Genomic DNA, 4,901 nt, shown 5'->3' with positions numbered 1-4,901 from the left:
AATGGCGGACAGGGTTTGGGAGTTTTTTATTGGGAACCGGAGGCCTATAACTGGCAAAGTTATGGTCTCGGGGCGTTTGACACATCGGGCAAGCCTACCGTGGCGCTTGATGCATTTAAATAGTTCATGCCATTCAGCACGAAACCAATTTTTTACAAATACCAATAAATCAATCAAATTATGAGAAAAATCATCACGCTGTCATCAGCTGTTATGCTTTGCCTAAGCATGAGCTGCACCAAGGAAGTTGCCAACAAGCAAGCCGCTGCGCAAAACACCGCTACAGGTAAGTTAAAAACCGAAGCTACTTCCTCATTTGCCTATGGCTCGGATGTGAGCTGGGTAACGCAAATGGAGGCATCTGGCAAAAAGTTTTACAACAGCAGCGGCACACAACAAGATTTATTTACCGTTTTAGGGGGTAAGGGTATTAACGCCATCCGTTTAAGGGTATGGGTAAATCCTTCATCAACCTATAACTCTACTGCCGATGTGGTAGCTAAGGCCAAAAGGGCCGCGGCAGCGGGCATGAGCATTCTTATCGACTTCCATTACAGCGATACCTGGGCCGACCCGGGTAACCAGACCAAACCTGTTGCATGGGCCAGTCTTGATTTCAGCACACTCATGACCACCATGTACAATTACACTTACAACACTTTGAACACCCTTAAATCAAACGGGATAACCCCAACATGGGTACAGGTAGGAAATGAAACCAGCGATGGTATGTTATGGCAGGATGGCCGCGCTTCGGTATCGGCAACAAACTTTAAAAACTTTGCCTGGTTGGTGAATTGCGGCTACAATGCCACTAAAGCTATTTTTCCATCGGCAAAAGTTATTGTGCATGTGGCAAATGGCTTTAATAATACTACCACCCGCTGGATCTTCGACGGTCTTAAGGCCAATGGTGCAAGCTGGGATGTATGCGGGTTTTCAGTATACCCGTCAACCAGTAACTGGTCTACCATAAACAGCCAGGTATTGGCCAACATGCAGGATATGGTTACCCGTTACAGCAAAGAGGTAATGATCTGCGAAGCCGGGATGGATGTATCAGCAGCAACAACCAGTAAAGCTTTTTTAACCGATCTGATAGCTAAAACAAAATCAGTATCGGGCGGTCTTGGTGTATTTTACTGGGAACCGGAAGCTTATGCCAGCTGGCAGGGCTACACTATGGGGGCGTTCGATAGCAGCGGTAAACCAACCGTTGCCATGGATGCGTTTGTGCATTAAAATTTAATTGGTTGGGTGTATTAATAAAGACTTCTGCCGCCGCTCGCCTCCGGGCGAGTGGCAACTATTAAGCGGCCTCTGGCCGCCGTGGAAAAAGCAGGCCAGAGGCCTGGAGATAATAGCCACTCGCCCGGAGGCGAGCGGCGGCGAAACTTTGATTGCAGCAACAAATACACCCAACCAATTTTACTATGTAATTTTGATTATTAACACAATTTATATGAAAACGAAGATCAGTACACGCAAACTGGTATTAATAGCAATGGGCCTGGTAAGTGTCGGGGCATTATCGGCTTATAAATATTCGCCGGCCAAAAATGTTCCGGTTAAGTTTAAGCAGATCATGGGTGCCGATATTTCCTTTATCCCCCAGTTGGAGGCCGAAGGACGCAAGTTTAATGATAACGGCGTAAGCAAAGATCCTTTTACCATTTTGAAAGATCATGGCTTTAACTATGTAAGGCTCCGCATCTTCAACAATCCAAAGGCTGATAGCGGTTACTCGGCAAAAGGCTATTGCGGGTTGGAGGATACCAAAAAGATGGCTTTGCGTATTAAAGAAGCCGGTATGGGTTTTTTACTTGATTTTCATTACAGCGATACCTGGGCCGATCCGGGTAAGCAATACAAACCTGCTGCCTGGAAAAAACTCAACAACCAGCAATTACAGGATTCTATAAAAGCATTTACACGGCTTACCCTGCTGACCCTTAAAAAGCAGGGCACCCTGCCCGATATGGTGCAGGTAGGCAACGAAATTAACCATGGTATTTTATGGCCCGATGGCCGACTGAAAAACCTGGATACACTGGCCGGTTTCTTAAAAGCCGGTATCAGTGGGGTGAGAGGGGTGAGCGGCAACATCAGGATCATGCTGCATATTGCCTGCGGCGGGCAAAATGCCGAGTCCATTTACTTTGTTGATAACATGCTAAAACGCGGGGTGAATTTCGACATTATTGGCGAGTCATATTATCCCGAATGGCATGGCACCCCTGATAGTTTAAAAAATAACCTCACCAGCCTCACAGCCCGCTATAAGCAGGATGTGATGGTTGCCGAATATTCACAACACAAGCGCGAGGTAAATGATATAGCCTTTTCATTACCCGGTAATAAAGTTAAAGGCACTTTTATTTGGGAGCCCTTTAGCTGGGGTGAAACCTTTGTTGATAAACAGGGAAATACCAATGCGCACATGGCTACCTATGATAGCATCAAAAATCAATACCACATTAGCCAGTAAGCTCCACTAAATGAAGAAAATTATTCTGTTGGCCCTTGCCGCTGCCTGCACGGTTGCAGCCGTGAAAGCGCAAAGCAAAGGCGATAAAAAAATAGCTGTTACCCCTTTTAATAATAACTGGCAGTTTGTAAAAAACGCAGATACCAGTATCAATGACCAACTTTTTAGCCAGGCAGGTGCTTCATCATGGCAACAGGTGAGCCTGCCGCATACTGCCAATATTGAGCCGGTTATTAAAATCGCCCAGCAATGGCAGGGTATTTGTTTTTACCGCAAGTTTTTTACGCTGGATAAAAAAGACGCCGGCAAATACATCGCTATCCGCATAGATGCGGCTATGAACCTGGCTGATGTTTATTTGAACGGGAAACACCTGCAAACGCACATAGGCGGTTACCTGCCTGTTTATATCGATATCAGCAATAAAGCTTTGTATGGCAAAGAGAATTGCCTTGTCATCCGGCTCAATAATCAGGATAACCTGGTGATTCCGCCGGGCAAGCCTATTAAAGATCTGGATTTTAACTTTTATAGCGGCATTTACCGTAACGCCTGGCTTATTAAAAAAAATAAGGTCTATATAACTGACGCTGTTAACGCCGCGCAGGTGAACAGCGGTGGGGTATTGCTGCACTATGACAACATCTCATCAAAAAGTGCCCGCTTAAACATTAAGGTACAGGTGCAAAATGACCATGTCACGAAGCAGGCTGTAAAATTAAAGGCGACGGTTTATGATGCTTCGGGCAAATCTGTTGGCTTGGTTAACATGCCTGTAGCGGCTATCAAACCCAACAGCAGCAACACTTTTGAACAAAGCATAACTATCGCAAAACCTGTGCTTTGGTCGCCTGCACACCCCGAGTTGTATAAAGTGGTTGTCGGGGTTGAAAGTAATGGGATTCTGCTTGATTCAGTGTCTATAAAAACGGGTATCAGGGATATCAGTTTTAAGACTGATGGCTTTTACCTCAATGGCAGCAAATATGTATTGCGCGGCACCAACCGCCACCAGGAATATCCTTATATAGGTTATGCCATGAGCGATAATGCCCAATACCGCGATGCTTATAAAATAAAACAGGCGGGTTTTGATTTTGTGCGATGCTCGCATTATCCACCGTCGCCTGCGTTTTTAAATGCCTGTGATGAGCTGGGCATTTTTGTGATGGATTCGACACCCGGCTGGCAGTTTTTTGGCGATGAAACTTTTCAAAAGAACAGTCTGCAGGCTATAACCGATATGTTGCACCGCGACAGGAACCATCCGTCCATCATTTTGTGGGAGGCCTCGCTTAATGAAACCGAAATGAAGCGCGATTATATGGAAAAGGCGCATGCCATTGTTCACCAGGAATTGCCTTATGCAGATACCTACACCTGCGGCTGGATGAATGCAGTGTACGACGTATTTATCCCCGCCCGCCAGCATGCCAAAGCGCCTGATTACTGGAAAAAGTTTAACCAAAAACCTATTCTGATTGCCGAATATGGCGACTGGGAATATTACGCCCAAAACGCAGGCTTTAACCAAACGCAGTATAAAGACCTTACCGACGAAGAAAAAACATCGCGCCAGTTACGCGGTGATGGCGAAAAGCGGATGTTGCAGCAGGCCGTAAACTTCCAGGAATCACATAACGACAACCTTAACGGGAACATTACCGGTGATGCCAACTGGCTCATGTTTGATTATAAGCGTGGTTATGCACCTGATATTGAATCATCGGGTATTATGGATATTTTCAGGCTGCCTAAGTTTGCTTATTACTTTTATCAAAGCCAAAGGGACGCTGCCGAAAGCAAGCCGATGCTGTTCATCGCCAATTACTGGAATAACACTGGTACCAAAAGTGTGAAGGTCTACAGCAATTGTGATGAGGTAGAACTGTTCCTGAACGGCAAATCGATAGGCAAACAGAAACCAGATACCGGCAGCATGAATAATAATCTGAAACATGCGCCATTTACATTTAATGTAGCTTACCAGCCCGGCACATTAACCGCAAAAGGTTATATCAAAGACAAACGGGTAGCTGTTACCGAACGCAAAACACCCGGAAAGCCTTCACAGATCAAACTAACGGTTGATTACAGTGGCAAAGCACTTGTAGCTGGCAAAAACGATGTGGTGTTTGTTTACGCTTCGGTAACCGATGAAAATGGCACCGTGATTCCGGTTGCAACCAATTCGCTCAGGTTAAAAGTAAGCGGCGAAGGTGAAGTGATTGGAGAAAGAGAAGTGAAGGCTGAAGCCGGGATCGCTGCATTTTTGATAAAAGCTGGAGTAAAACCTGGTAAAATTCATCTTTCTGCTTCTGGAGATGGCTTGAACGCAGGAATACAAGAAGTAGTGATCAAATAGATAAAGCAATAATAAAAAGATCCCCCGGATTTTTAAATCGTAAGGTTT

3 protein-coding genes are annotated in these 4,901 nt (G+C 45.3%); all 3 read left to right on the top strand.

Annotated elements, in window-relative coordinates:
* Positions 1–180: 180 nt before the first annotated feature.
* The 3 genes from VF500_RS26720 (at position 181) to VF500_RS26710 (ending at position 4,853) form a co-directional block, all read left to right on the top strand.
* Positions 181–1,242 carry a glycoside hydrolase family 53 protein gene (locus tag VF500_RS26720; RefSeq protein ID WP_330862591.1) on the top strand — a complete coding sequence of 354 codons (1,062 nt, stop codon included), beginning with the start codon at positions 181–183 and terminating at the stop codon, positions 1,240–1,242.
* Positions 1,243–1,462: 220 nt separating this feature from the next.
* Positions 1,463–2,488 (top strand): glycoside hydrolase family 53 protein, encoded by a 1,026-nt coding sequence (locus tag VF500_RS26715; protein WP_330862590.1) that lies wholly within the window; start codon positions 1,463–1,465, stop codon positions 2,486–2,488.
* 10 nt (positions 2,489–2,498) lie between these two features.
* The gene (locus VF500_RS26710; RefSeq protein ID WP_330862589.1) at positions 2,499–4,853 is read left to right on the top strand and encodes a glycoside hydrolase family 2 protein; all 2,355 of its coding nucleotides are present in this window, start codon (positions 2,499–2,501) and stop codon (positions 4,851–4,853) included.
* Positions 4,854–4,901: the final 48 nt, after the last annotated feature.

The organism is Mucilaginibacter sp., from assembly GCF_036383575.1.
In the GTDB taxonomy this organism is placed as follows: Bacteria; Bacteroidota; Bacteroidia; order Sphingobacteriales; family Sphingobacteriaceae; genus Mucilaginibacter.
Note: the sequence above shows the minus strand (reverse complement) of the source record. Positions and strands in the feature narration are given on the sequence as shown.

Coding starts and splice junctions, on each gene's coding strand:
- VF500_RS26710 (WP_330862589.1), top strand. CDS start 2,499: ATGAAGAAAATTATTCTGTTGGCCCTTGCCGCTGCCTGCACGGTTGCA.
- VF500_RS26720 (WP_330862591.1), top strand. CDS start 181: ATGAGAAAAATCATCACGCTGTCATCAGCTGTTATGCTTTGCCTAAGC.
- VF500_RS26715 (WP_330862590.1), top strand. CDS start 1,463: ATGAAAACGAAGATCAGTACACGCAAACTGGTATTAATAGCAATGGGC.